At 72.9% G+C, this 24860-nt stretch carries 21 protein-coding genes; 12 read left to right on the top strand and 9 right to left on the bottom strand.

Annotated elements, in window-relative coordinates; genetic code table 11:
- Window positions 1-5 precede the first annotated feature (5 nt).
- From ACX9I7_RS27440 to ACX9I7_RS27450, 3 genes are all read right to left on the bottom strand, one after another.
- The gene (locus ACX9I7_RS27440; RefSeq protein ID WP_387570848.1) at window positions 6-1772 is read right to left on the bottom strand and encodes a thiamine pyrophosphate-binding protein; all 1767 of its coding nucleotides are present in this window, start codon (window positions 1770-1772) and stop codon (window positions 6-8) included.
- The gene (locus ACX9I7_RS27445) at window positions 1759-2469 is read right to left on the bottom strand and encodes an SRPBCC family protein (RefSeq protein WP_358626778.1); all 711 of its coding nucleotides are present in this window, start codon (window positions 2467-2469) and stop codon (window positions 1759-1761) included. The genes ACX9I7_RS27440 and ACX9I7_RS27445 overlap by 14 nt, the downstream gene beginning before the upstream one ends.
- A 120-nt stretch (window positions 2470-2589) precedes the next feature.
- Entirely contained in the window at window positions 2590-3606 is a 1017-nt protein-coding gene (locus ACX9I7_RS27450) for a 3-oxoacyl-ACP synthase III family protein (RefSeq protein WP_387570852.1), read from the bottom strand.
- Window positions 3607-3831: 225 nt separating this feature from the next.
- Here ACX9I7_RS27450 and ACX9I7_RS27455 point away from each other — a divergent pair, with 225 nt between their 5' ends.
- The 3 genes from ACX9I7_RS27455 (at window position 3832) to ACX9I7_RS27465 (ending at window position 6568) form a co-directional block, all read left to right on the top strand.
- Window positions 3832-4851, top strand: coding sequence for a helix-turn-helix transcriptional regulator (locus ACX9I7_RS27455; RefSeq protein WP_387570855.1), 1020 nt, complete (start codon window positions 3832-3834; stop codon window positions 4849-4851).
- Window positions 4852-4894: 43 nt separating this feature from the next.
- Window positions 4895-5728, top strand: a complete 834-nt coding sequence (locus tag ACX9I7_RS27460) for an SDR family NAD(P)-dependent oxidoreductase (protein ID WP_459388857.1) — start codon at window positions 4895-4897, stop codon at window positions 5726-5728.
- Between the two features lie 75 nt (window positions 5729-5803).
- Window positions 5804-6568 carry an IclR family transcriptional regulator gene (locus ACX9I7_RS27465; protein WP_387570858.1) on the top strand — a complete coding sequence of 255 codons (765 nt, stop codon included), beginning with the start codon at window positions 5804-5806 and terminating at the stop codon, window positions 6566-6568.
- A gap of 76 nt (window positions 6569-6644) precedes the next feature.
- Here ACX9I7_RS27465 and ACX9I7_RS27470 read toward each other — a convergent pair whose 3' ends face one another.
- The gene (locus ACX9I7_RS27470; RefSeq protein ID WP_459388848.1) at window positions 6645-8078 is read right to left on the bottom strand and encodes an alkaline phosphatase family protein; all 1434 of its coding nucleotides are present in this window, start codon (window positions 8076-8078) and stop codon (window positions 6645-6647) included.
- A 298-nt stretch (window positions 8079-8376) separates the two neighbouring features.
- On the opposite strand from ACX9I7_RS27470, the gene ACX9I7_RS27475 reads away from it, so the two are divergent.
- The 3 genes from ACX9I7_RS27475 (at window position 8377) to ACX9I7_RS27485 (ending at window position 12045) form a co-directional block, all read left to right on the top strand.
- Window positions 8377-9303, top strand: coding sequence for a DMT family transporter (locus tag ACX9I7_RS27475; RefSeq protein WP_459388849.1), 927 nt, complete (start codon window positions 8377-8379; stop codon window positions 9301-9303).
- 211 nt (window positions 9304-9514) lie between these two features.
- Window positions 9515-10726 carry a cytochrome P450 gene (locus ACX9I7_RS27480; RefSeq protein WP_459388850.1) on the top strand — a complete coding sequence of 404 codons (1212 nt, stop codon included), beginning with the start codon at window positions 9515-9517 and terminating at the stop codon, window positions 10724-10726.
- 191 nt (window positions 10727-10917) lie between these two features.
- On the top strand, window positions 10918-12045 hold the full coding sequence (locus tag ACX9I7_RS27485; protein ID WP_459388851.1) for an amidase domain-containing protein: 1128 nt from the start codon (window positions 10918-10920) through the stop codon (window positions 12043-12045).
- 70 nt (window positions 12046-12115) lie between these two features.
- On the opposite strand, the gene ACX9I7_RS27490 is transcribed toward ACX9I7_RS27485, so the two are convergent.
- Complete coding sequence (locus tag ACX9I7_RS27490; protein ID WP_358626762.1) at window positions 12116-12862, bottom strand: TetR/AcrR family transcriptional regulator; 747 nt, start codon at window positions 12860-12862, stop codon at window positions 12116-12118.
- Between the two features lie 134 nt (window positions 12863-12996).
- Here ACX9I7_RS27490 and ACX9I7_RS27495 point away from each other — a divergent pair, with 134 nt between their 5' ends.
- Window positions 12997-13227, top strand: coding sequence for a hypothetical protein (locus tag ACX9I7_RS27495; protein ID WP_387570873.1), 231 nt, complete (start codon window positions 12997-12999; stop codon window positions 13225-13227).
- Between the two features lie 16 nt (window positions 13228-13243).
- Here ACX9I7_RS27495 and ACX9I7_RS27500 read toward each other — a convergent pair whose 3' ends face one another.
- Both ACX9I7_RS27500 and ACX9I7_RS27505 read right to left on the bottom strand, forming a co-directional pair.
- A complete protein-coding gene (locus ACX9I7_RS27500; RefSeq protein WP_387570876.1) occupies window positions 13244-14350 on the bottom strand; it encodes a PP2C family protein-serine/threonine phosphatase in 1107 nt (368 codons plus the stop codon).
- Window positions 14351-14438: 88 nt separating this feature from the next.
- Complete coding sequence (locus ACX9I7_RS27505; RefSeq protein WP_358626756.1) at window positions 14439-15638, bottom strand: PucR family transcriptional regulator; 1200 nt, start codon at window positions 15636-15638, stop codon at window positions 14439-14441.
- A gap of 177 nt (window positions 15639-15815) precedes the next feature.
- Between ACX9I7_RS27505 and ACX9I7_RS27510 the strand changes: the two genes are divergently transcribed.
- Together ACX9I7_RS27510 and otr(A) are read left to right on the top strand one after the other, a co-directional pair.
- Window positions 15816-16754 carry an SGNH/GDSL hydrolase family protein gene (locus ACX9I7_RS27510; RefSeq protein ID WP_459388852.1) on the top strand — a complete coding sequence of 313 codons (939 nt, stop codon included), beginning with the start codon at window positions 15816-15818 and terminating at the stop codon, window positions 16752-16754.
- A 198-nt stretch (window positions 16755-16952) separates the two neighbouring features.
- The gene (otr(A), locus tag ACX9I7_RS27515) at window positions 16953-18938 is read left to right on the top strand and encodes a tetracycline resistance ribosomal protection protein Otr(A) (RefSeq protein WP_459388853.1); all 1986 of its coding nucleotides are present in this window, start codon (window positions 16953-16955) and stop codon (window positions 18936-18938) included.
- A 25-nt stretch (window positions 18939-18963) separates the two neighbouring features.
- On the opposite strand, the gene ACX9I7_RS27520 is transcribed toward otr(A), so the two are convergent.
- A complete protein-coding gene (locus ACX9I7_RS27520; RefSeq protein WP_387571217.1) occupies window positions 18964-20538 on the bottom strand; it encodes an APC family permease in 1575 nt (524 codons plus the stop codon).
- 173 nt (window positions 20539-20711) lie between these two features.
- Here ACX9I7_RS27520 and ACX9I7_RS27525 point away from each other — a divergent pair, with 173 nt between their 5' ends.
- Together ACX9I7_RS27525 and ACX9I7_RS27530 are read left to right on the top strand one after the other, a co-directional pair.
- A complete protein-coding gene (locus ACX9I7_RS27525; RefSeq protein WP_387570888.1) occupies window positions 20712-21941 on the top strand; it encodes a cytochrome P450 in 1230 nt (409 codons plus the stop codon).
- Window positions 21942-22015: 74 nt separating this feature from the next.
- A complete protein-coding gene (locus ACX9I7_RS27530; protein ID WP_459388854.1) occupies window positions 22016-22600 on the top strand; it encodes a dihydrofolate reductase family protein in 585 nt (194 codons plus the stop codon).
- Window positions 22601-22616: 16 nt separating this feature from the next.
- Here the strand turns inward: ACX9I7_RS27530 and ACX9I7_RS27535 are convergent, their stop codons facing one another.
- A complete protein-coding gene (locus ACX9I7_RS27535) occupies window positions 22617-23780 on the bottom strand; it encodes a PP2C family protein-serine/threonine phosphatase (RefSeq protein WP_459388855.1) in 1164 nt (387 codons plus the stop codon).
- 241 nt (window positions 23781-24021) lie between these two features.
- Between ACX9I7_RS27535 and ACX9I7_RS27540 the strand changes: the two genes are divergently transcribed.
- Window positions 24022-24843 carry a class I SAM-dependent methyltransferase gene (locus ACX9I7_RS27540; protein ID WP_459388856.1) on the top strand — a complete coding sequence of 274 codons (822 nt, stop codon included), beginning with the start codon at window positions 24022-24024 and terminating at the stop codon, window positions 24841-24843.
- Window positions 24844-24860 lie beyond the last annotated feature (17 nt).

The following is a 24860-nucleotide window of genomic DNA, read 5'->3' on the forward strand; positions in this document are numbered from 1 at the left end:
GGTGCTCAGCCGGTGAGTACCCGGCTGTCGGTGCGGCGGCCGACGGCGTACGTCGGCTCGTCCTCCGGGAGGAAGGCCGCGAAGGGCGGCACCTCCTCGACCGGAAGCCGCAGTTCGAGGACGCCCGGCAGATGCGCGTGGGCGTCGTGGTAGTCGGCGAGCCGGATGTGGAGCTCGTCGAGCGTGCCGGCGGTGCCGACCCAGAGCCGGTCCGGCCCGCCCAGCCCGTACGCCACCGTGGCCACGTCCAGCGGCGGGTAGCGCACGGCCTCCAGCCGCGAGTCGAAGAACGTCTGCTGACGGGTGACGCACATGCCGTGCATGTTGTTGTTGAAGACCACGTACAGCACGGGCAACCGCTCGGCCACGGCGGTGTGCACCTCGAAGCCGTTCATCAGGAACGCCCCGTCCCCGCAGAGGACCACCGACCGGGTGCCCGGCGCCGAGCCCAGCTGGGCGCCGATGGCCGCGGCGATGCTGTAGCCCATGCCGCCCATGCCCAGCGCGATGGTCGACGAGGCGCCCTCCGGCACGTGCGCCAGATGGATCGCGGCCGAGGCGCAGTTGCCCGCGTCCAGCACGATGTGGCCATCGCGAGGCAGATAGGGCTCAAGGGCACGGATCGCCTCGCTCTGCCGCAGGGTGTCGCGGGCGGTGCGCGGCGTGGGCTCCCCGCCCGCGTCGGGCGCCAGGCGCGGACGGTAGCGGAGCAGCTCGTAGCCGTCGGGCGGTGCCGCCGTGAACGGCTCGGCGTCGAGCAGCCCCAGCAGCGTACGGAAGACGGCGCCGGCGTCCCGCGCGACGACCAGGCCGGGCGCGGTGGCCCGCTCCACCTCCCCGGGGTCGATGTTGACCACGGCCAGGCGCGCCGGGTCCAGCGGGCCCAGCGGCCCCCGGGTCATCACACCGAGTCCGGTGCCGACCGCGACGACCAGGTCCGATTCCTTCAGGTAGCGGTGCGCGGAAGGGTGCCCCACCACGCCCGCCACGCCCAGGAACAGCGGGTCGTCATTGGGGAACTCGCCGCGCGCCGCCATGGTGGCGACCACCGGGACGCCCGCGCGGCGCGCGAACTCGGTGACGACGTCGGAGGCGCCGCCGCGACGTACCCCGTGCCCGATGAGCAGCGCCGGACGCTCGGCCGAGCGCAGCGCGTCGAACAGCGGGCGGACGGTGTGCGGGGCGGCCTCGGCGGGCGCGAGCAGCGCGGACAGCTCGGCCGGGAAGTCCTCGGGGCGCGGCCCGACGGCCGTCTCGAAGACGTCCCGGGGCAGCAGCAGCGCCACCGGGCCGGGCCGGCCGGTGAGCGCCGCGACCGCGGCGGCGTGGAGCTCGGGCCAGAAGTCGGCCGGGTCCTCGATCTTGGCGACGCGCTTGGTGGTGGCCCGCAGCAGCCCGACCGCGTCGACGGTGCGGCCGATCCCGGAGGAGTCCTGGAACGCGCCGCGCCCCTCCAGATGGAGCGGCGGCTGCCCGATGAGGGCGAGCACCGGGACCGACTCCGCGTAGGACTCGGCGAGCCCGGCCAGCAGGTTGACCATGCCGCCACCGGAGGTGGCGCAGCAGACGCCGAGGGTGCGGTGGACCCGCGCCCGGCCGTCGGCCATGAACGCGGCGCCGTCCTCGCGCCGGGCCATCACCGACCGCAGCCGGTCGCCGCCGAGGCGGTGGATGGCGTCGTGGACGTGTTCGATGTTGGCCCCGCTGACCCCGAAGACGTAGCGGACGTCCCAGTCGCGGAGCGTGCTGACCAGCGCGTCATCCAGTCGCATCGTTCGGTCCCGACACGCTGGGGGAACCGGCCGGGCCGACGGCGCCGACCGAGAACCGGTGCTCGAGGATGCGCTTGAGGTTGGCCATCTCCACCTTGTGGATGGCGTCGAACTGCGGCCAGATGTCACCGACCCAGTACCGGTCGGTGCGCGCCCGGCCGGCGGCGATGTACTCCGGCACGTCCGTGACCTCACGGTCGTAGTAGGGGTGGCGGCAGTTGGTCCAGATGATCACCGTGCCGGGACGGCGCAGGGTCGGCCAGGCGTCGATGACGGTGAAGTAGTAGCGCATCCAGAGCTCCTGCCCCTGGTCCCAGGCGCAGGGCCAGACCACCTGGCCGTGCTGCGGGCCCTTGGTGACCTCCGCCCGGATGAAGATCTCGGTGTTGGGCTGGATGGCCTCGCGCCCCCGGTAGAGCCCGCCGCCGATGTGCCGCAGCTCCCGCATGCTGTACGACCATTCCTCCAGGGAACGGATGTCGGCGAGGTAGTCGAAGACGACGTCGAAGGGGACGTCTATGTGCTCGCCGAGCGTGCAGTAGGGGCCGAATATCTCCTCGTGCGAATAGGTTTCCTTGGTCATGCCGAGCATCAGTTTGTGGATCTCTTCCGCGTCGGTGTTCTCACAGCGAATGAGATCGAGCCGGGCCAGGTCGGAATCGTCGGCGGGCGCGGCGGGATTCGGTTCAGGCGTCATGACGCCTCCTTGAATACTGTGGTCCGGAAAGGTTGTGGGAGCGGTGTTTCAACGGCCGTCAAGAAGCCGTATGTGAATTCCCGGAATCAGCGCGGAGCGGCACACCGTATCCGGTGGTGCTCACGCGCGGGCGGCGGGCCAGCGCAGCGTCATGGCGCTGACCATGTCCCCGCCGTTGGAGAAGGTGCCGAGGGCAAGGATGTCACCCGGCTTGACCAGGGAGTTGTCCAGCGCGTCGGCCAGGGTCACCGGGATCGAGCCCGCGAAGAGATTCCCGTACTTGGCCAGTGTGTCGTGCGTGCGCGGTGGTTCGATGCCACAGCGGCGGCGCCACTCGGCGAGGTATTCGTCGTTCGGCTGGTGGGTGATGAGGAGCGAGACGTCCCGGCTCTCCAGCCCGGCCCGGTCGAGGCTGATCCCCACGGCCTCCGGCACCAGGCGCATCGCGTTCTCACGCAGCGCGTCGATGCGCTCACGCGTGAAGTTGACCGTGATGGGTCCGCAGCCGCGCTCCCAGAATTGGCGGAACTGCCCGTCGACCTCATCCGGTTCGAAGCGCAGCAGCCCGTAGTTCTCCCCGTGCGACCGCTCGTACGTGGAGAGAATCGTTTGCTCGCCGGGTGTCAGCAAGGTCGCGGTGGCGCCGTCGCCCAGGACGCGCGAGCGCGAGGACTTCTGGAACTCCGGAAGCCGGGAGACGAAGTTGGTGACGGTGAGCACCACGACGTTGCGGTGCTGCCCGGACTCGATGAAGGCGGCGGCCGTCCGCACCCCGGACAGCCAGGAGCAGCAGCTCGTGTCCACCTGGAGGATCATCGCGCGGTCCGCGCCGACGGCCTTCTGCACCGCCGGGCCGATGCCCGGCCAGAAGGTGTCGTTGAAGACGCAGTTGTAGATGATGAGATCCACGTCCGTGGCCGCCACACCCGTACGGTTCAGCAGCTTCTCCACGGCGAGCGCGCCGAGTTCGGCGGAGCTGTGGTCCGGGGAGGCGAAGCGGCGCTCCGCCACCCCCCGAAAAAACGGATCGTCCCCGAGCTCGTCACCGGCCGACTGCGACCCATTGGTGACGATTCGCTCGGGGAGGAAGTTGACGACATCGATGATCTGGGCAAAGTTCGCCCGGTTGTTGCGCACCCCGTAGTCCCCCCATGTAGCAACTCAGCCGTCGCGGGCACGGGTGAGTGCCGCAGCACCGGCCCCGACACGTCGAGTATGCGGGCGTCGACGCTCTCCGGGCCATGACGTCCCGCTGTCCTATAGTGACCTGGCAACAACCGGATAGAGGTGTCCTATAGTGACCTGGCAACAAGCGGAAAGCGTGGGAGCGAACAAGGACATTGAGAATGCCGGGGGGCAAAGTTGACCGATCTGGATTCGACCTGCGTTTCCGTCTACACGCTGGCCCTGCGACACGGTTCTTTCGACGAAGTCGCGATCATGGAAAGGCTCGGCGTCCCGCCGGACGAACTGGCCCGGGCCCGTGACACCCTCCACAGCATGGGGCTGCTCTCCGCGACCGGGGCCGGCGGCCCGCTCGTCCCCGTCCACCCCGAACTGGCCGAGGCCGTCGTGGTCGCCCCGCTCGAACGCGACATCCACGAGCACGAGCGGCGCATCGCCCACGTCCGCGGCCAGCTCCACGCGCTGCTGCCCGTCTACCTCGACAGCGCCCCCTCGCCCCACCCGCCGGACGGCACCCGCACCATCCACGACCCCGAGGAGGTCCGGCGCCAACTCGCCGCGGCCGCCCGGCGCTGCCGCCACGAGGCCGTGATGATCCAGCCGAACGGCGGCCGCGACACGGACGCCGTCCGCCACACCCGCGAGTGGAGCCTCGCCCTGCTGCGCAGGGGCGTGCGGATGCGCGTCGTCCACCAGCACGCCGAACGGGCCAGCCTGGCCACCCGCGCCTTCGTCTGCCAGGCCGCCGAGGCCGGCGCGGAGGTGCGCACCAGCGCCGAGGTCTGCGAGTACGTCGTCGTCTTCGACCGGTCCGTGGCCTTCGTGCCGCAGGCGCCGGAGGACGGCACCGACGGCGGCGCGGCGATGGTCACCAACGCCACCGTCGCCGACTTCATGCACCGCCGCTTCGAGGACGTCTGGGTCCTCGCCCAGCCCTTCGACCCGCAGGAGGCCCAGTACGAGAAGGTCGTCGACGAGCTGAACCGCACCGTGCTGCGGCTGATGGCGGCCGGCCTGAAGGACGAGGTGATCGCCCGTCGGCTCGCCATCTCCACCAGAACGTGCCGCCGTTACATGAAGGCCGCGATGGCGGAGCTCGGCGCCGTCAGCCGCTTCCAGGCCGGCGCCCGCGCCGCGCAGGTGGGGCTGCTGGGCGCCCCGGAGCGGCAGGGCCGGCCCGGCACCGCCTCCGTATGATCGTGACGGCATGTCAGCGACCAGCTCCGGAGGCGGTACGACCATGACCGAACAGCGCGTTGTCCTCGTGACCGGCGGCGGGACGGGCATCGGGGCCGCCACGGCCCGGCTCCTGCGCGCGGCCGGGCACCAGGTGGTGATCTCCGGACGCCGCCCCGAACCGCTGCGGCGCGTCGCCGAGGAAACCGGGGCCCTGGCCCACCCCGCCGACGCCGCCGACCCCGAGGCCGTGGCGGGCCTCGTCGACACGGCCCTGACCGCCTACGGACGGCTCGACGGCGTGGTGCTCAACGCCGGTGTCGGCCGCGCCGGCGCCGTCGGCGACCTCTCGGTCGAGGACTGGGACACCGTCATCAGCACCAACCTCACCGGCCCCTTCCTGCTCCTGCGCGCCGCCCTGCCGCACCTGCTGGAGACCCGGGGCTCCGTGGTGGCCGTCGCCTCGGTCTCCGCGCTGCGCAACGGCACGGCCAACGCCGCGTACGCCACCTCGAAGGCGGCGCTGCGCCAGCTCAGCTCCTCCCTCGCCGTCGACTACGGCCACCGGGGGCTGCGCGCCAACACCGTCTGCCCCAGCTGGATCCGCACCGAGATGGCCGACCGCCGCATGGCCCGGTTCGCCGAGGAGACGGGCCTGGGGGAGGGCGGCACCGACGCGGCGTACGAGGAGGCGACCCGGCTCCTTCCGGCGGGGCGCCCCGGTGCGCCGGAGGAGGTGGCCGAGGCGATCGCCTGGCTGCTGTCGCCCGCCGCCTCCTTCGTCAACGGCGCGACCCTCACCGTCGACGGCGGCGTGACGGCGGTCGACCCCGGCACCGCCGCGTTCGCCTTCCACGTCGAGCCCCGCGACGGCGCGGCGCGCGGCCAGCGCATTTAGGGCCCGTTTAGCCCCGAGGGGTTCACTCGTTCCGGACGGCGGCACACGGAGGACGACCTCGGAAGGGGACCGGCGATGGCCAGATCCGCGGCCGGGGGGACCGGCGAGCGGCCGGCTCCCGGACGGGGCGTTCTCGAGGGGGCGTTCGCCCTGCTGGAAGCTCTGGGGCGGGCGCGGGAGGCCGGGCTGACCGCGCTGTCGGCCGACAGCGGGCTGCCCAAGACCACGGCGCACCGGCTCCTGGAGCAGCTGGTCGACCTCGGCGTCGTCGAACACCACGGCACCCGGTACCGGATGGGGGCACGGATGTTCCGCCTCGGGCTGGGCTGGCAGCCGCCACCCGGGCTGTGCGCGGCGGCGCGCGACCCGATGCGCCGGCTGGCGCGGGCCACCGGCGCCTCGGTCGGGATCTGCGTGCTGCGCGAGGGCCGGACCCTCGCGGTCCAGGGCGTGCCCGGCATGGTGGACCACCTGGCGCCCTTTCAGCCGGGCGCGACCTGGCCCTGGTACGCCGCGGCCGGGAAGGTCCTGGTGGCCGCCGCGTCGCCGAGGGCGCCGCTGGACCCGCTGCCGGCCTCCTGGCGACGGGAGGCCACGGCCATCCGCGACGGGGGAGTGGCCCTGGACCGGGAGGAGCTGGTGCCCGGCGTGTGCTGTGTCGCCGTGCCGCTGACGGCTCCGGGCGGCGAGGCCGTCGCCGGACTGTGCGCGATGGTCGACCCGGCCCACGACCTGGGACGGCTCGCCCGCGCCGTCGCCCGGACGGGCCGGGCCGTCAGCGCGGGCCTGCGCGATCCCGCGCCCGCGCGGCCTCCCGTGGCACCCGCGCGGGCGTCATGAACGACCCGCACGCGAGAATCCCGTCGCACCGGCCCCGGCACATAGGCGCGGGACCGGCGCGACACCCCTGGCGGCCCTACCGCCGCGGCCGGGTGCCCGGCTCCTGCGCCGGAGGCCGCTGCGTGGCCCCCGGGAACGTGGGCGCCGGCAGGTGGGCGACGTCCCACTCGGCCTGGCGCAGCCGCTCCTCGGTGTCGCCCGGCAGCGCGGGCGGGGTCGTGGCGGGCGAGCCGAAGCCGAAGGCCGAGGTGAGGTCGCCGAAGGTACGGCGCCGCCACGCGCTGATGTTGGGCTCCCGCACCCCCGTCCAGCGCTCCAGGAAGCGCAGCACGGAGGTGTGGTCGAAGGCTTCACCGGCCGCCCAGCCGCCCACCGTCCACGGCGAGACGACCAGGCACGGCACCCGGAAGCCCCCGCCGATCGGCAGCCCGCCCACGAACTCGTCCTTGGTGCCCTTCGGCGGCACGGGCGGGGGCACGTGGTCGAAGAGCCCGTCGTTCTCGTCGAAGTTCAGGATGAAGACGGTTTTCCGCCACACGTCGGGGTTGTCGGCGATCGCCTCCAGCTTCTTCGCGACGAAGTCCGCGCCCGCGGCGGGCATCGAGTCGGGGTGCTCACAGCCGGCGGTGGTGGGCAGCAGCCAGGAGACGGCCGGCAGCCGGTCGTTGCGCGCGTCGTCCTCGAACGTGCCCTCGGCGGACGCGCGCAGCCCCCGCTCGTACAGCGGGCTGCCCGGCTTCGCGTTCTTGAACTGCTGGAACTGCTCCAGCAGGTTCGTCCCGTAGTCGTCCTCCTGCCGGTAGACGCGCCAGCTGACCCCCGCCGCCTCCAGCCGCTCGGGGTAGGTGGTCCAGCGGTACGGCGTGGGGGCCGTGTTGCTGATGACCGGGCCGCCCCGGGTGCCCGACGGGTCGTTGGTGCCGGTCATCCAGAACAGCCGGTTGGGCCAGGTCGGCCCGAAGACCGAGCAGAAGTAGTTGTCGCAGATCGTGAAGGCCTCGGCGAGGGCGAACTGGAACGGGATGTCCTCGCGGGTGTGGTAGCCCATCACGTACGGGGCGTTCTTGCCGTCGGCCTCGGCTCTGCGGTGCGCCGGCATCCAGCGGTCCATCTTCCCGCCGTTCCACGACTCGTGCTGGATCCGCCAGGAGTGGTCGGTGGACGGGATGGCCTGCGCCCGGGTCGTGCGCGTGTCGAGGCGGAAGGGCAGCAGATAGCCCTTGGGGTTCTCCGCGTCGGGCTGGTGGAAGACGCTGCGCCCGCCGGGGAGCTTCAGGGCGTCGGGGTCGGCGAAGCCGCGGACGCCCTTGAGCGTGCCGTAGTAGTGGTCGAAGGATCTGTTCTCCTGCATCAGCAGGACCACGTGCTGGATGTCCGCGAGCGAACCACGCCGCGCCGGGCCGGCGGCCACCGCCTGCTGGACGCTCGGCGGCAGCAGTGACAGCGCCGCCGCGCTCGCGGCCGTACCGGCCGCCGTGCCGAGGAGCCTGCGCCGGGTGATGTCGGGCATGGGAATCCCTCCTGGAGTCGCGCGGTGCCACACGAATGACCGCTACGACTCTCCCGGCGTGCCCACGTCAGGGGCAGGGGGAAGGAAGTGAACAAGGTGTCAATTGGCTGTAAAGGGGCGGGAGATGGCGCATATACCCGCTGGTGTGGGGGCCTCCGGGGGCGCCCCGGAACCCGTGGCGTCAGCCGCCGGACGACGGAATCGCGAGGCCGGCCCGCGCGTGGCCGGCCCGGCCCGCCCCACCGCTCTGCCAGTGTCGTCAGCGACAGCCGCCCCGCCCCGCCGGAGGAGCCTGCCCGTGTCAGCGCCGTTCGCCGCTCTCTTCGCCGTGCTGGCGGCCGTGAGCAACGCCACCGCCATGGTGCTCCAGCGTGCGGCGGCGCGGACCGCGCCCGAGGACGACGCCTTCAGCCTCCGGCTGGTCCGCCATCTGCTGCACCAGCCCGTGTGGTTCGGCGGCATCGCGGCCATCCTCTGCGCCGCGGTCTGTCAGGCACTGGCCCTGACGATGGGCTCGCTGGCCCTGGTCCAGCCCATCTTCGTCACCGAGCTCCCCTTCGCGCTGCTCATCGCCGGCGTGGCCTTCCGGCGCCGGCTGCCGGGCCGGGGCTGGGCCGCCGTCATCGCCGTCACCGCCGGGATCGGGATGGCGCTGGCGGCGGCCTCGCCCTCCGGCGGGCGCGCCGACATCGGCCTCGGGCTCTGGGGGCTGACCCTGGCCGTCGCCGCCGGCGCGATGACGCTGTGCGCCGGCGCGGCCCTGCGGCGCCCCCGGGGCCGGGCCCGGGCCGCGCTCTTCGGCACCGCCGCGGCCATCGGCTACGCGCTGACCGCCGCGCTGATGAAGGCCGCCGTCCACGCCTTCGCCGCGCACGGCGCCGTCGCGTTCTTCACCACGTGGCAGACGTACGCCTTCGCCGCCTCCGGTGCCTGCTCGCTGTTCCTGCTGTCCAACGCCGTCGAGTCCGGCCCGCTGATCGCCTCTCAGCCCGCCCTCACCCTGGGCGACGCCTCGGTCAGCCTGACGCTGGGGCTCCTGGTGTACGGGGAGCACATCCGGACCGGGTGGTGGCTGCTCCCCGCGGCGGTCGGCGCCCTGCTGGTGACGGCCGGGGTGCTGGCCCTGCCGGGAGTGGAGCCGCAGGTCCTGAGGGAACCGGCCGCCGAGGACGTAGCCGGCGATGGGCCGAACGACGGACCGGGGGTCGCACCGCAGGGCCGGTAAATCCCGTCCTTCTGGGGAGCATTCAGCGTTGATATGTTGATATGCGCTGTTGTGGGGATCCAGGGCAGCGCGGGGATCCGCACGGGCGGACCGACGAGCACCAACGAGGGCGGGCTGGAACGTGCCGGAGTCGACCGAGACAAGCCCCGGCGCGCGGGGAGCCGGGGAGCAGCCGTGCCCGCCCCTCCCTTCCCCTCTCACCTCCGCGGCCGTGTCGGCGGTGTTCCTCACGCCCGGTTCGCCGGATCTGTACCCGGTGATGAAGCGACTGCGGGACGAGGCCCCGGTCTTCTTCAGCGAAGAACTGAACATGTGGATCGTGTCGCGGTACGACGACGTCGCGAGGATCCTCAAGGACCCCCGGCGCTTTCCCGCGGCCACCCGGTCCTTCATCCTGGCGAGCTACCCGCCCGAGGTCCGCGAGATCCTCGCCGCCACCAGCACCTTCTCGGCCCCCAACATGGGGTTCGACGACCAGCCGGTGCACGACCGGCTGCGCAGGCCGCTCACCCAGTACTTCTCGTTCCGGGGCGTGGCGCGCCTGGAGGAGCGCATCCGCGCGATCGCCGACCGGCACCTCGACGGGATGCCCGACCGGCCCCCGGCCGATCTGATCGAGTCGTACGCCCGCCCCCTGGCGAACAGCGTCATCATCGAGCTGGCCGGCTTCCCGGCCGGTGACCGCGACCGGGTCCTGCGCGGCCACCGGGCCCTGAACGACTTCTTCTTCGGAAGGCCCGCCCCGGACGTCCAGCTCGGCTACGCCAAGGACGTCCGCGCGTGGGAGGAGTACCTGGCCGAAGTCATCGACGAGCGGCGCCGCGGCCGCCCCGGGGACGATCTGATCAGCCTGCTCACCCGGAAGGTGTCCCAGGGGGAGGCGGACTACACCGACGAGGAGCTCATCAGCCTCTTCAGCTTCGACATCATCACCGCCGGCATCCGGCCGAGCAGCTTCGCCCTGATCAATATGTGCGACGAGCTGCTCCGCGACCGGCGCCGCTGGGAGGGGTTGCTGGCGGAACCCGGCCGCTTCGACGCCCTGTTCGACGAGACCCTCCGCCGCTCCGGCCTGGCCACGGGGGTCTTCCGCGCCACCGCCGCCGACGTGGCGATCGAGGGGGTCCGCATCCCGGCGGGCTCGGCCGTCTGGGCCCTGACGGCCTCGGCGAACCGCGACGAACGGCACTTCGCCGCCCCGGACTCCTTCGACCCCCACCGCCCCCAGCTCGGCACCAGCCTCCACTTCTCCCACGGGCTGCACTACTGCCTCGGTGTGAACCTCGCCCGGACGGTGACCCGCGCCGGGATCGCCGCGCTCATGCGGCGCCACCCGGGGATGCGCCGGGTCACGGAGCGGGCGCCTGTGTACGAACAGGGCATCAACGTCATCGCCCCCGCCCGGTTCACCGTGGAGTGGTGACCCCCAAAAGCGGCGCCGAGCGCGTTCCGGTTGACCGGTTCCCACGGTATGCCCCGGGATCTCCGGGCTCCCGTACACCCCGTTGAACAGGATTTTTGGTGCTTGAGTCGACCATGTGACCGACGGTACGAAAACTCATGCGAAGATTCCGACGTCCGGTCCGAACGGACCGGGTGACAAGGGGAAACTTCGTGAAGAAGAGAACACTGAGCATCGCCATCGGTGCGACGCTGGCAGTGGGTGCCTCCGCCCTGTTGCTGCCCGGCGCGAACGCGTCCGAAGACCACAAGGTCGACGGTGCCACCACGGCGGCCTTCGGCCGCATCGCCGACGACGTGCTGACCCAGCGCACGGCGGCGCTCGTCGACGGACAGCAGGAGCGGGGCTACAACGCCCCGCAGGAGAAGAAGGTGCGCCTCTCCAGCAGTATGGAGAGGACCGAGGGCCGTGGTGTGTCCTCGCTGTACACCCGCAAGAAGCGCCTCGCCTCCCTCGGTGAGGCGTACTCCGGCGCCGACACCAAGGTCACGACGGACAAGACGACGGTCAAGGGCGACCGCGCCACGGTCGAGGTCACCGAGACCACCGTCCTGACGTACAAGAAGGTGCACGGCGACGAGCCGGGCACCACCGGCTTCACCGCCCACCACACCCTCACCTTCACCCGTGGTAAGGGTGGCAAGTGGGAGCTGGCGGACATCAAGGCCCAGGAAGACGGCCCGGGTGCCATCAACCAGCCGCAGACCGCTCCGGCCGCTCCCGCCAAGGACACCGGGGGCTTCCCCAAGGCCACCCCGGCCTCCATATCCTGGGGCGCGCGCCCGGTGCCCAAGTCCCAGAAGCCGGGCGGCTACGACTACAAGGCCATGGCCGCCTACGCCGAGAAGTACTGGCGGAACTACAACCCCCAGTACCGCTCGTACAACGAGGCCGGCGGCGACTGCACCAACTTCATCAGCCAGGCCCTGCGGGCCGGCGGCTGGAAGGACGAGCCCGGCTCGGACTCGGACTACAAGAAGTGGTGGTACAACAGCAAGGCCGAGTCGACGTCCTTCGTGGGCGCCAACGAGTGGTCCTGGTACGCCATGTCGTCGAAGCGGGTCACCAACCTGAAGAACGTCTACCAGATGGACGTCGGCGACATCCTCCAGATGGACTTCGACCGTGACGGCTCGAAGGACCACTCCATGATCGTCACGTACAAGAGCCGGCTCGGCATCCCGTACATGACGTACCACTCCACCAACACCTTCCGGAAGTCGCTGGCGAGCATCATCGCGTCCTACCCGGACGCGGTGTACTACGCCTACCGCACCTGACGGTCCGCCCGGTGGGTCCCGCTCCTGCGGGGCCCACCGGGCAACGGTCCCCGGCGGGCCGACGCGTTCGTCACGCCGTCGCCGTCAGTCCGTCGATCATGCGGTCGAGGAGACGGTCGAAGACCGCCTGCGGCGAGGAGTCGTCGACCGGGGCGGCCAGGGCCGCCGCGAGCCGGGGGTAGTCGCCGCCCTCCGCGACGGACCGCAGATAGCGGGCCTGCGCCTCGAAGAGGGCGCCGGGCGCGCCGCCCGTCGCCTCGATCAGCCGCTCCTGGGCCAGTTCGTACGAGACATGGCTGGCCACGAAGCCGGTGAGCAGGCTGAAGGTCTCCAGCCGGGCCCGGGCGTCCAGGCCGGCGGGCTCGAGCACGGCGAGGACGTACTCCAGGACCCGCAGGGTGTTGGGGCCGAGCGTCTGCCGGGCGGACAGCGCCGCGGGCAGCCAGGGGTGCCGCCGCATGATCGCGCGTTGTTCCCGGCCGATCCGCCGCAGGTCCGCGCGCCAGTCCCCGGAGGGCTCGGCAGGCAGGGAATGGTCGCCGCCGACATGGTCGATCATGAGCTCCAGCAGCGTCTCCTTGTTGGGGACGTAGCTGTAGAGGGACATCGTCCCGGCCCCGACGCGGGCCGCGACCGCGCGCATGGTGACCGCGGCGAGCCCCTCGGCGTCGGCGAGGGCGACGGCCTCCGCCGTGATCGCCTCGCGGCTGTGCGCCGGCGGCCTGCCCCGGCGCGGGCGTCCGGTGCGCGACCAGAGCCGTTCCGGATCCACCCCGGCGGGACGGCCGGACGAGCCGGACGAGCCGGTACGGGCCATGGCGACCTCCCTTCCTCTTCCGGTCACACCGTGGTCATACCGTCATGAGCTATTACCGTACCCCGTACACGAAAACCAGCGGTGGTTCCCGGCCGGGGCGCATCCACCGGCCCTGACGGATCGTTGGGCCGGGCATGAGAAGGATCGTCGCCCTCGGCGCCCTCGGCACGGCCGTGCTCTGCGCCACCGCGTCCCCCGTTTACGCCGCCGCACCGGGTGCCCGGCCCGGCCCCGGCCCCGGTCCCGTCGCCCGGCTCGCCGCCCCGGCCGAGGCCACGCTGTGCCACGGGGAGACGAAGTCCCTGCCGGTGGTGAGCCAGTACTCCGGGGTGATCGAGGGCGCGTGCGGCGCCCTGGTCCGCTGACGCCCCCGGCCCCCGGTCAGCGGCAGCGCAGGATGGCCACGACGGCGGCGTCGTCGGTGAGGGTGCCGCCCGCGTGGCGGAGCAGGTCGTCGTGGAGGCGCTGGACCAGCCGTTGCGGGTCGCGTTCCCGCCAGGCGGTGACCCGCTCGGCGAGGGGGTAGAAGACGCCCCGCGCGTCACGGGACTCGGTGACCCCGTCCGTGTAGAGCAGGAGCAGGTCCCCGGCTTCGAAAGGAAAGGTCTCGACTTCGTAGTCGTCCGCCTCCAAAGCCGAGCCCACGCCCAGCGGCAGGGCCGGGTCACGGACCGTCAGCGGGGTGACCCGCCCCCGGTGCATCAGCAGCGGTGGCGGATGGCCACAGTTGACGAGCCGGATCACGGGCTCCTCGTCCGGGACGTCCAGCACCGCGGCGGTGACGAACCCCTCCATGTTGTCCGGGTCGTCCGAGGGCGCCACGGTGTCCCAGTACACGGTGTTGTGCAGATGGGCGACGAGCCGGGCCAGCGGCGGGTTGCGGTGCGCGGCCGCGTGGAAGGCGCCGAGCAGCAGGGTGGTGGACCCGATGGCGGGCAGGCCCTTGCCCCGCACGTCACCGATCAGGAACCGGCTGCCGTCCGGGGTGCGCGCCGTCGCGTAGAGGTCGCCGCCCATCCGCGCCTCGGCCTCCGCCGCGACGTACACCGCCGCCACCCGCAGCGGGCCGACGCGCTGGGGGAGGGGGCGCAGCAGGTACCGCTGGATGACGTCCGCCACCAGCCGCGCCCGGCCGAGCTGCCGCTCGTGCCGTTCGTGCGCGTAGCGGAAGCCCACGACGAAGAGCGAGATGGTCAGCAGGGCGCCGATCTGGGCCTCGTGGTTCGCGGTGCTCACCCCGCCCAGGACGGCGCTGAGCACGAGCTGCGCGCCCACGGCCAGGGCCGCGACCAGGGCGACGAGCCGGGGGCTGCCGAACGTCGCCGTGAGCGCCGGCGCCACCACCAGGAGCGGGCCCAGCTGGATGGACTTCCCCGTCCACAGGTCGAGCACCACGATCAGCGCGATGAGCGCGAGCGGCGCCGCGATCAGCGCGGGACTGCCGTGCCAGGGCCCCTCGGCCCTCCACGACCGGTGCCGGAGGTGCATTCCTCCTGCATACATTTCCCGCCGACCGGGACCCGGCTCCGACACGTGTCTTTCCGGCGTCCCTTTTCCGTCCCGCCCGCCCGCGCGTTCAGGCCGGGCCGTCGGGCAGCAGCCGCAGGGCGCCGAGTGCCACGGCCAGGTCGGCGACCGCGCGCGGGTCGCGCAGGGAACGGCCCGTCAGCTCCTCCACCCGGCGCAGCCGGTAGCGGACGGTGTTGCGGTGGCAGTACAGCGGCTTCGCCGCCTCCGCCGCCGAACCGCCCGCGGCGAACCACTGCTCCAGCGTCTCCAGCAGCCGGGCGCACTCGGCGGCCGGCAGCTTCAGGACGCCGGCGAAGACCGTCCGCGCGATCCGCCCGGCCTCCTCCGGGGACGCCGCCACCAGCAGGGAGACGGGACTGTCGTCGAAGCGGGCCACGCCCGCCGCCCGCCCCCGCGCCCCGGACAGCGCGAGCCGCGCCAGCCGCAGCGCCCGGGGCGTGTCCTGGAGCGCCGCGTACGGCGGGCTGACCCCGACGGGGGAGCCGCCGGCCCGGCCCAGGACACGCAGGGCCGCCTCCTCGCCGCCCGCACCCCGCACGGCCACCACGCCCACCTGGAGGTCGGGCAGCAGCCGCCACGCCGAGCGCGCCTCCTCGGCGAGCAGCCGGGACTCGATCCCCGGCAGCGCCTCCCGGCCCGGCGCGGGCACGTCCGCCGCCACCACGACGAACGGCCCCTCGGTCGGCAGCCCCAGCACCTGGGCCGCCTCCCAGACGGTGGTGCGGTCGGTGAGCAGCCCCGTGAACAGGGCCTCGACCAGGGCCGAGCGCTCGCGCTCCCGTTGGAGCGCCAGCTCCGAGGCCGCCTCCCGGTAGGCGTCCCCGGCCGCCGCCGCCAGCCCCTCGTTCACCCACCAGGCGGCGAGCGAGGCGACGGTGTCCACGGTGATGCCCTCGGCGGCCCGGACCAGGGCGGCCAGCTCGGACCACAGGAACTCGGACCCCACCCGATAGGCGTGCAGCAACTCCGCCAGCGGCGCTCCCCGCCGCGCGTGCTCGCGGCCCGTGTTGCGCGCCGGGGCCAGATCGGCCCCCCGGCGGTCGACGAGCTGACCGAGCACCAGCTCGGTGTTGTCCCGGCAGGAGGCGCCCAGCTCCACGAACGGCACCCGGTCCTCGCTGCCGTAGTAGGCCACCTCGGCCCGGATGCGCAGGGCCATGCGCTCGCTCACGTCCCGCGCGCGCCCCAGCAGCACGGCGGCGGCGGGGGCGACCTCGGCGGGCGGTGGCGGCGAAGTGCGGTTCATGTACCGCAGGTTACAAACAGAGGCGGGATCGGGGCGACGTTGTGCCCGGGGACAACGGGCCGACGTCATCACTGTGCACCGGTACGTGGTCCACGAGGCGGGAGCCCACGACGATATCGGCAAGGTTACCGGCCGGTTTCGTCGTCCCCCCGACTCCCCGCACCCCCAGGAGGCACCGTGCCCAGAGCAGGGACCACCAGCAAGGACAACGGTACGGACGCCGCCCACGGCGTCACCTCCCGCCGGAAATGGCCCGCCCTGCTGGCGGGCTGCGCCCTCCTCGCCACCCCCCTGGCCACCACCGTGGCGACCCCCGCCCAGGCCGCGACACCGACCGGCTCCGGTACGTCCTACGTGGCCCTCGGCGACTCCTACGCCGCCGGAGCCGGGATCCCCAACATCTCCGGCGGACTGTGCCTGCGCTCCGACCGCAGTTACGGCCGTCTCCTCGCCGCGAGCCTCAAACCGGCCTCGTACACCGACGCCACCTGCGCGGCGGCCAAGGTGGGTGCCCTCACCACGGCGCAGACCGACGCCGGGATCCGTGTCAACGGCCCGCAGCTCGACTCGGTGAAGCCGGACACCAAGCTCGTCACCCTCACCATCGGCGGCAACAACCTCGGCACGTCGGACCTCGGTTTCGTCGACGTCGTCGTGGCGTGCTCCGGGCTGGCCCTCACCAACCCCTTCGGGGCGCCCTGCCGCGACTTCTACAAGGACACGCTCGGCAAGCGCCTGGACGCCGTCGCCCCCCAGCTCGCCGACGGCCTCCAGCGGATCCACGCCAAGGCCCCCGGGGCCAAGGTGGTGATCGTCGGCTACCCGTCGGTGGTGCCCGACGACCCGCGGACCTGCCTCGGCAAGATGCCCATCACCACCGGCGACATCGCCTATCTGCGCACCGTCCTCGGCGACCTCAACAAGATGGCCGCCAGGACCGCCGCCGCCAACGACGCCACCTTCGTCGACACGCTCACCCCCACCACGGGGCACGACCCCTGCTCGGCGGACCCCTGGATCGAGCCGCTCATTCCCGGCAAGCCCACCCTGCCGCTCCACCCCAACGCCACGGGCGAGCGCGTCAGGGCCGACGCGGTCCTCAACGCCCTCCGCTGACGACACGGACCGAGCCCCGGGGAAAACCGTTGGACAACCCCCACGGCGACTGATTGATTGGCCCCGCACGAGACCGTGCGGGGCCATTTCACGGGCCACTTCACAGCGGACGCGGAGAGAAGGACATCATGCGGCAGGCGACCGGAGCTCCGACGACCAAGGACCGCATGCCCGCACCCCTCACTGTGAAGAGCCCGTATGAACAAGCTGAACCTGGGGATCCTCGCCCACGTCGACGCCGGTAAGACCAGCCTCACCGAGCGCCTCCTCCACCGCACCGGAGTCATCGACACGGTGGGGAGCGTCGACGACGGCACCACCCAGACCGACTCCCTGGAACTGGAACGCCGCCGGGGCATCACCATCCGCTCGGCCGTCGCCGCCTTCGTCCTCGACGACCTCAAGGTCAACCTGATCGACACCCCGGGGCACTCCGACTTCATCGCCGAGGTCGAACGCGTCCTGCGCGTACTGGACGGCGCCGTCCTGGTCGTCTCCGCCGTCGAAGGCGTACAGCCGCAGACGCGCGTCCTGATGCGCACCCTGCGCCGGCTCGCGATCCCCACCCTGATCTTCGTCAACAAGGCCGACCGCGCCGGGGCGGACACCGACGCCGTCCTCGCCGGGATCCGCGGGCGGCTCACCGGCTCCGCCGTCGCCATGACCACCGTCACGGGCCTCGGCACGCCCGCCGCGCGCGTCCGCGCGCGCACCCTCGACGACCCGGCGTTCACCGGCGAACTCGCGGAGGTCCTCGCCGGGCACAGCGACGCCTTCCTGGGCTCCTACCTGGACGACACCCGCACCCTCACCCCCGAGGACCACACCGCGGAACTCGCCCTCCAGACCGCCAAGGGACTCACCCATCCCGTGTACTTCGGCTCCGCCGTCACCGGCGAGGGCATCGGGGAACTCCTCTCCGGAGTGAGGGACCTGCTGCCCGCCCCGGACGGCGCCCGCCCCGGCGGGGAACCGGCCGGCACCGTGTTCAAGATCGAACGCGGCTCCCGGGGCGAACGGATCGGCTACCTCCACCTGACCGCGGGCAGCCTCACCGCCCGCGACGAGGTCGTCCTCCACCGCACCGACCACTCCGGGCACCTCACCCGGCACCCCGGCAGGATCACCTCGCTGCGCGTCTTCGAACGGGGCGCCACCACCGTCGAGGCCCGGGCGGAGGCCGGGGACATCGCACAGCTGGGGGGCCTCAAGGACCTCCGCGTCGGCGACCGGCTGGGCGCGGCGGACGACCCCGGGCACACCGGCGTCTTCGCCCCGCCCAGCCTGGAGACCGTCGTCCGCCCCCTGCGGCCCGAGGACGCCCCCCGGCTCCACACGGCCCTGGCGGCCCTCGCCGAACAGGACCCGCACATCGAGCTCCGGCAGGACGCGGACACCGGGGGAGCCGTCCTGCGCCTCTACGGGGAGGTGCAGAAGGACATCATCCACACCACGCTCGCGGAGGAGTCCGGCGTCGCCGTCCGCTTCGAGGAGACCCGCACGGTCCACATCGAGAAGCCCACCGGCGTCGGCACGGCACTGGAGGAGATCGATACCCACACCTACGAGAACCACTTCTGGGCGACGGTGGGGCTCCGCGTGGAGCCCGCCGGGCCGGGCGAGGGCGTGGTGTTCCGCCTCGCCGTCGAACTGGGCTCACTGCCCCGGGCGTTCCACAAGGCCATCGAGGAGACCGTCCACGCGACCCTGCGGCACGGCCTGTACGGCTGGCAGGTCACCGACTGCCTGGTGACGCTCACCCACACCGGCTACGCCAGCCCCGTCAGCGCCGCGGACGACTTCCGCAAGGTCACCCCGCTGGTGCTGATGGACGCGCTGCGCCGGGCCGGGACGGAGGTCCACGAACCGGTCGACGCCTTCGAACTGGAACTGCCCGCCGGCGCCCTGAGCCCGGTCCTCGCCACACTGGCCCAACTGGGCGCGACGCCCTTCCCGCCCGTCGCCGACGGCGACGTCTACCGGCTGGAGGGCCTGCTGGCGGCGGGCCGCACCCACGGCTTCGAGCAGCGGGTCCCCGGGCTCACGCAAGGGGAGGGCGTCTTCCTGTCCGCCTTCCACGGCTACCGGCCCGTCCGGGGACGCCACCCGGTGCGCCCACGCCCGCAGGGCCCGGACCCGCTGAACCGGGACGCGTACCTGCTGCACGTACGGGGGCGCCTGTAGCGGACGGGGGCGGCCCGCCGGTCTGTCACGCGTGGGCGTCCAGCGGGGGCGGCAGCTGCCGGACGCCCGAGCGGACCGCCCAGAAGAAGACGCCCAGCGCGAAGAGGGCGACGGTCAGCGAGTCGTACGGCGCGGGCAGCCGGCCCGAGCCCTTGAACGTGCCGAGCCAGGACAGCAGCGTCAGCACGGCCAAGTAGACGACCAGCCAGGCGCCGGTGCGCAGTTCGGCGAGGAGCGGCCCGTCCTGCCGGCCCGCGCGCCGCATCACCAGGAAGACCAGCAGCCCGGCCAGGACGAGCGGCAGCGCCAGCCGCAGGTCGTGCCACCCCGACCAGTACACGAACTCGCTCGACACCACGAAGCTGACGGGCGCGATCCAGCGCAGCCCGGGCACCCAGCCCGCCATCTCCGCACCCGGCTGCCGCCGGAAGACCGCGGCGGCGACGGCCGACGCGGCGTAGATCAGCAGATACATGTCGCCCATGATGCTGACGATGCGCTGCCAGCCGCCGAAGGGCAGCAGGAAGACCACGATGACGGCGAGGTTCAGCGCCAGCGCCCGGTGCGGGATCCCGGAGCGGCCGTCGACCTTCATCAGCGCCCGGGGCAGGGTGCCGTTCTTGGCGAGGGCGTAGGTGTGACGGGCGTCGATCGCGACGCCCACGTACGCCGAACCGCCCGGTGAGACGACCGCGTCCGCGTAGAGGAGCGTGGACAGCCAGTGGAGGTTGAAGATCAGCGCCAGCTGGCCGAAGGGCGATTCGAAGTTCACGCCCTTCCAGCCGCCGCCGAGGAGGTCCTCGGGCACGGCGAAGAGGAAGGCCAGCTGGAGCCCCAGATACATCAGCAGCGCCAGCCCGATGCCGGTGAGCACCGAGGCGGGGATGGTGCGGCGGGGGTCGCGGGCCTCGCCGGAGAAGTCCAGCGGGGCCTGGAAGCCGTTGACCGAGTACACCACGCCGCCCCCGGCGAGCGCGGACAGACAGGCGGCGTAGCCGTAGGGCGCGAAACCGCCGTGGTCGGTCAGCCGCCCGGAGTGCCAGCCGGAGGCGAGCAGCGCCAGCACGGTGACGACGGGCATGACGACCTTGAAGACGGAGACGAGGTTGTTGAGCCGGGCGAACGTCCGTACCGCGAACCAGTTCAGCGCCGTGAGCAGGGTGCTCAGCGCCACGGCGACGCCCAGGCCCGAGGCGCTGAGGGTGTGGCCTGTGTAGAGGCCGGGGAGGTAGTGGTTGGCGTACTGCATGATCGCGCTGATCTCGGCCGCGGTGCCGCCCACCGACAGCAGGACGGACCAGCCGACGAGCGTGCCGACCAGACGGCCGCTGGCGTACAGCGGCCAGCGGACCGTTCCGCCGCCCTCGGGGCGTGACGCGCCGAGCTCGATCATGACGAGGGCGACGAGCCCGCACAGCACGCCCGCGCCGACCCAGGTGAGCAGCGACGCGGGCCCCGCCGTCTGGGCCGCGTACATCGCGGCGAACAGCCAGCCGGAGCCGACGATGTTGGAGAAGCCGATTCCGGTCAGTCCCCAGAACCCCAGGTCGCGGCGGAGCCGCCGCTCCTGGACGGCCACTTCGGGCGTGCCGGGCTCCACCGGCAGCGAACGGTCCGACACGTGTGAGTCCTCCGGGGACGAGTGAGTGGCTGTCATATCGCTTCATACCGCAGCCTCCTCGATGTGAATCGAGCCAGTGTGGCGCATGACGGCCCTTCTGGTGGCGCCAAAGATGTGCCAGTATGGCGCCATCGACTCCCGCGGAGGATGCCATGCTCAACGAACCGTCCATCACCCTGCCCGAGCCCGCGCCGCTCGACGGACCGCCGCTGGACCGGCCCCAGGGCTGCCCCTTCGACCCGCCCGCCGAGCTGGCCCGGCTGCGCGACACCCGGCCGCTGCGCCGGATGCGCTACCCCGACGGTCACCTCGGCTGGCTCGCCACCGGCCACTCCGCGGTCCGCGCGATCCTGGCCGACCGCCGCTTCAGCGCCCGCTACGAACTCATGCACTTCCCCGTCGCCCTCCCCGGCCTCACCACTCTCCCCCCGGCCCCCCTCGGGGACATGACCGGCATCGACCCGCCCGAGCACACCCGCTACCGGCGCCTCCTCGCCGGGAAGTTCACCGTCCGCCGGATGCGCGCGCTCACGGCACGGGTGGAGGAGATCACCGCCGACCACCTCGACGCCATGGAGCGCGAGGGCCCCGGCCTCGACCTCGTCACGGCCTACGCCCACCCCGTACCGGCCCTGATGATCTGCGAACTGCTGGGCGTGCCCGAGGCCGAGCGCGCGGAGTTCCGGCGCCGCGCCGCGACCGTCGGCGACGGGAGCGCGTCCGTCGAGGACCAGTACGCGGCCCTGGCCGCCCTGACCGCATTCGTCCGCGAGCTGGTGACCGTCAAGCGCGCCGCCCCCACCGACGACCTGCTCAGCGACCTGACCACCACCGAGCTCACCGACGAGGAGCTCGCCGGCATAGGGAGCTTCCTCCTCTCCGCCGGGCTCGACACCACCGCGAACATGATCGGGCTCGGCGCCTTCGCCCTGCTCAGCCACCCCGTACAGGCCGCCGCCCTCCGCTCTGACCCCGGCCTCGCCGACCAGGCCGTCGAGGAACTGCTGCGCTACCTGACCGTCGCCCACACCGGGATGCGGGCGGCCCTGGAGGACGTCGAGGTGGACGGCACCCTCATCAAGGCCGGCGAGACGGTCACCCTCTCCCTCCAGGCCGCCAACCGCGACCCCGACCGGTTCCCCGAGCCCGACGCGCTCGACCTGCGCCGCACCGCCACCGGCCACGTCGCCTTCGGCCACGGCATCCACCAGTGCCTGGGCCAGCAACTGGCCCGCGTGGAACTGCGCGTCGCCCTGCCCGCGCTCTTCACCCGCTTCCCGACGCTGCGCCTGGCCGTCCCGCCCGAGGAGGTGCCGACGCGCGGCCCCATGAGCCTCTACGGAGTCCACCGACTGCCCGTCACCTGGGACGTTGTGGCATAACTCCCACTCACGGCAGGTGAGACATCGTCAATAATGGCGTGTCCCTGTCGACGCCCACGAATGCGAGGATCACCTTGCGCAAGCTCACCTACTTCGTCGCCTGCACCATCGACGGTTTCATCGGCGACCCGAAGGGTGACGCGTCGTCCATGTACCAGTTCGTCACCGAGGAGTTCCTGGACTTCCTGAAGACGGAATACCCGGAGACCGTCTCCGCCGAGGGCCGCGCGGTCCTCGGCTTCCAGGACCTGGAGAGCCGGCGGTTCGACACGGTGGTCCAGGGCCGGGGCAGCTACCAGCTCGCGCTCGACGCCGGCATCACCAGCCCGTACGCGCACCTGCGCGAGTACGTGGCGACGCGGACGCTCGGGGAGTCGCCCGACCCGAACGTCACCCTCATCACGGAGGACGTGCCCGGCGCGATCCGGAAGCTCAAGGCGGAGGACGGCGGGCTCGGCATCTGGCTCTGCGGCGGCTCCCAGCTCGCGGGCGAACTGCTCGACGAGATCGACGAGCTGGTGATCAAGACCTATCCGCAGGTCTACGGCTCGGGCATGCCGATGTTCGGCTCGGACTTCGCGGTCACCGACTTCACCCTGGAGTCGGTCCGCACGTTCGACAACGGCGCCCTGGTGCGGACGTACAGCCGCAAGCGCTGACGCGCCGGGCGCGCGGCTACGGCCGGGCGCGCGGGGCGATGGCGAGGACGGCCACGTCGTCGTGGAGCGCCAGGGTGTGCCGGGGGAGGTCGGCGTCGAGGAAGTCGATGACCTCCGCCGGCTCCGGGGCCGGGCGGCCGCCGAAGCGGTCGCGCAGCCGGTCCAGGAGGGGATAGAAGTCCCCGGCCGCGTCACGTGCCTCCACCAGCCCGTCGGTGCACAGCAGCAGCACGTCGCCGGGCCCGAAGGGATGGCTGTAGGCGACGGGCCCCTCGACGCCGAGCGCCGCCAGGCCCAGGGGCAGGGCGGGCGGCCCGTCGAGGGCGCGGACCTCGCCGCCGGAGATCAGGACGGGCTCGACATGGCCGCAGTTGACGATCTCCACCCGGCGGGCGAGCGCGTCGTGCTCGACGAGGACCGCGGTGACGAACAGCTCGTCGTCCGGCACCGCCGCCGCCTCGCGCGCCACGCAGCGCTCCATGCTGACGGCGATCTGCGCCAGCCCGTCCGCGTCGTGGACGGCCTGGCGGTAGCAGCCCAGCAGATCGGCGACGGTCCGCACGGCGGCGAGCCCCTTGCCGCGGACGTCGCCGACGACGGCGCGCTCGCCCGCGGCCGTCGCCCGGATCTCGAAGAGGTCGCCGCCGACCAGGGATTCGGCGGGCCGGTAGACCCCGGCCGCCAGCACCTCGCCGACCTCGCGGGGCACCGGCCGCAACAGCGTGAGCATCAGCGCCCTGGCGACCGAGCCGACCCGCACCAGCCGGGCCGCCTGCCGCCGCCGGTGCGCGGCGAGGACGGTGCCCAGGACGCCGACGACGGCGGTGGAGACGTACGCGCCCACGTAATGACGCTCCCACAGATCGTGCGACGGGCGCCCCGCGCAGCACACGCTGCCGGCCAGGGTGCCCTCCAGCGCCACGGCGAAGACCGTGACGGCGGCGACGCCGACGGGGCCGTGCGCGAAGGCGGCGATCACGGGAAGGGCGATGAGCAGGAAGCTCACGGGCCACTTCACGGGCGTGAGCGGTTCGAGCAGCAGCACGGTGGCGACGAAGGCGGCGGGCAGCCACCGCATCCAGACCGGCGGCTCGGGCGCCTCCAGCAGGCCGGTGTCGCTCAGCCGCGCCGGACGGGCGGCTTCGGCCCCGCAGGCGTCGTCGCGCTGCCGCTGCCTCACCCGCCACTCCTCTCCAGGCCCCCGTCTCTCCAGGCTCCCGACGCGCGGCCCGGGGCACGGTCACCGCGCCGCCGCGGGCACGACGCGCGGCGGCGCGTCCCGCCATTGAGCCACGGCGGCGCGCGCGGACGACGATCCCGTCAGCGGCACTCGCCCGTCCGGCCGAACGAGCCCGTTCCATCGGCCGAGGCCCCTGGAGGCGGCCTGTACGCGCGGGCGCCGGAGCCCTACGCTCGGGCCCGTGACGACGACACCGCCGCACGGCTATGTCTTCGACAACGAGAACGAGCACGCGGCCGAACAGCACCGCTGTCTGGCCGCCGCCTACGACCCCTTCACCACCCGCCGGCTGGCCCGGCTCGGCGTGGGCCCCGGCGCCCGGGTGCTGGAGGTGGGGGCCGGGGGCGGCAGCGTGGCCCGGTGGCTGGCCGGGCGCGTGGCGCCCACGGGATCGGTGCTGGCCACGGACGTCACCCCGCGGCACCTGGCGCCCGCGCCGGGCCTGCGGGTGCTCACGCACGACATCACCGCCGACCCGCTCCCGGAGAACGCGTTCGACGTCGTCCACGCCCGGCTGGTCCTGCTCCACCTGCCCGGGCGCCTCGATGTGCTCCGGCGGCTCGTGGCGGCGCTGCGGCCCGGGGGATGGCTCCAGCTCGACGAGTTCGACGAGACCACCTACGGCCCGCTGATCCCGGTGGGGAAGTCCGGGGACGCGGCCCGGGCCGCCTACGGCGCGTACCTCGACGCGAAGACCGCCCTGCTGGAGTCCGCGGGGGCGGCGCTGACCTGGGGCCGGGACGCGGCCACCGCCCTCCACGCGGCGGGGCTGACCGACGTCGACGCGGAGCCCGAGGTCCAGCGCTGGCGAGCGGACTCCCCGGGCACGGCCCTCCAGATCCACAACACCCGGCACCTGCGCGACCGCTTCCTGGCGGCCGGCCTGACCGACGAGGGGCTGCGGGCGGCGCGGGCGGCCATGAGCCACCCCGACTTCCTGGCCGCCTCCTGCCTGATGTACTCGGTCCAGGGCAGGAAGCCGGGCATCGCCGGACGTGCTTGAACGGACGTGCTCAGACG

The sequence above is a fragment of the Streptomyces sp. L500 genome, from assembly GCF_054551825.1.

Bases quoted from the DNA above. Each gene is read 5' to 3' on its own strand.
- ACX9I7_RS27440 (WP_387570848.1), bottom strand. From the start codon at position 1,772: ATGCGACTGGATGACGCGCTGGTCAGCACGCTCCGCGACTGGGACGTC.
- ACX9I7_RS27445 (WP_358626778.1), bottom strand. From the start codon at position 2,469: ATGACGCCTGAACCGAATCCCGCCGCGCCCGCCGACGATTCCGACCTG.
- ACX9I7_RS27460 (WP_459388857.1), top strand. From the start codon at position 4,895: ATGACCGAACAGCGCGTTGTCCTCGTGACCGGCGGCGGGACGGGCATC.
- ACX9I7_RS27465 (WP_387570858.1), top strand. From the start codon at position 5,804: ATGGCCAGATCCGCGGCCGGGGGGACCGGCGAGCGGCCGGCTCCCGGA.
- ACX9I7_RS27470 (WP_459388848.1), bottom strand. From the start codon at position 8,078: ATGCCCGACATCACCCGGCGCAGGCTCCTCGGCACGGCGGCCGGTACG.
- ACX9I7_RS27490 (WP_358626762.1), bottom strand. From the start codon at position 12,862: ATGGCCCGTACCGGCTCGTCCGGCTCGTCCGGCCGTCCCGCCGGGGTG.
- ACX9I7_RS27495 (WP_387570873.1), top strand. From the start codon at position 12,997: ATGAGAAGGATCGTCGCCCTCGGCGCCCTCGGCACGGCCGTGCTCTGC.
- ACX9I7_RS27500 (WP_387570876.1), bottom strand. From the start codon at position 14,350: ATGCACCTCCGGCACCGGTCGTGGAGGGCCGAGGGGCCCTGGCACGGC.
- ACX9I7_RS27505 (WP_358626756.1), bottom strand. From the start codon at position 15,638: ATGAACCGCACTTCGCCGCCACCGCCCGCCGAGGTCGCCCCCGCCGCC.
- ACX9I7_RS27525 (WP_387570888.1), top strand. From the start codon at position 20,712: ATGCTCAACGAACCGTCCATCACCCTGCCCGAGCCCGCGCCGCTCGAC.